We start from the raw sequence: 1,058 nt of genomic DNA, 5'->3' as shown, positions 1-1,058 counted from the left end.
CTAATGCGGCTTCTGGTGCGGTGCCACCACGAATCTTACGGTTTACTAAGCGTTCTTGCAGAAACTCAGCCTGTGTATCGACGAAGACGGTAAAATCTGCCAAACGATGCAGTTCATTCCACACCGGTTCATTAAGCAGTAACCAATTCCCCTCAACCACAACAACATTGCGATTCACTAAAATGGCGTCGTCGACTGGATCATGCAAATTGCGGTCGTAGTATGGCCATTTTGTATCTTTCATTTTGAGCTGTTTGAGCTTGTCGATAAGCTCCGTCAGATTAAATGTTTGATAGGACCCCTTAATACTGCGCAGAGGCACGAGCTCGCCATCTCGTTCAATCGTATTGTTGTCGAGGATCTCATTTGGATAATGGAAACCATCAAACGGCAGCACTTGTAAAGGCTCTTGGCTTTCATCTTGTTCCGACAAGTATTCCCAGAACGCAGCGAGTGTCGACTTGCCACTGCCCGGAGGAGCGCACAAGAACACTACTATGCGTTCCTGCTTCTCATGATAGAGGCGAGTAAATTTTTCGATAAGAGGCTGATGGATTCGTTTTACGTCGGCATCGGGAAAGGTTGCTTCGGTTTCGAAGCCACTGACGTTTAAATTCACTTTCATGGTGAACCCTTACTGATTGATTTCCTCTTCGATTCTTTCTATCAACATTTCACACGACAGCTTGAGCACTGTTTTGATGAGAGATTCGTATCTCATTTGCGAAAAGGACTCAAACGAAGAGAACTTTAGCTGATTGATCGACTCAAGATAAAAGCAGTCTTGCTGAGAAGAGAGTACCGCTTGGTTTTTGATGAAGTCATAAATCACATCATCTGTAAACGCGATCTTTTCAGGCTGAGTAACCACATACTCCAATACCTGATCGTACAAGCCAATGTCTGCATAAGTTTGTAATGAGATTTTTCCCATCGCAAACATCAACTTGGAGACAACATCGGTCGTGACCAATGGCCCATCTTCTCTCAATAACGGATCCACAGCATACTCCTTCACTAAGTCGTCTTGGACGAACACACTCGGAAGTAATGCTTTT

2 protein-coding genes are annotated in these 1,058 nt (G+C 44.5%); both read right to left on the bottom strand.

Features of this window, described 5'->3' with window-relative positions; genetic code table 11:
- On the bottom strand, positions 1 to 625 hold a 625-nt coding region (locus tag R7Q11_RS24975), incomplete at its 3' end, for a nucleoside/nucleotide kinase family protein (RefSeq protein ID WP_225466855.1).
- Between the two features lie 9 nt (positions 626 to 634).
- A partial coding sequence (locus tag R7Q11_RS24970) for an MltR family transcriptional regulator (protein ID WP_031776641.1) occupies positions 635 to 1,058 on the bottom strand: 424 nt, incomplete at its 5' end.

It is taken from the genome of Vibrio sp. 970 (assembly GCF_033339075.1).
The sequence above is the reverse complement of the archived record's forward strand: the minus strand, read 5'-3'. Positions and strand labels throughout refer to the sequence as shown.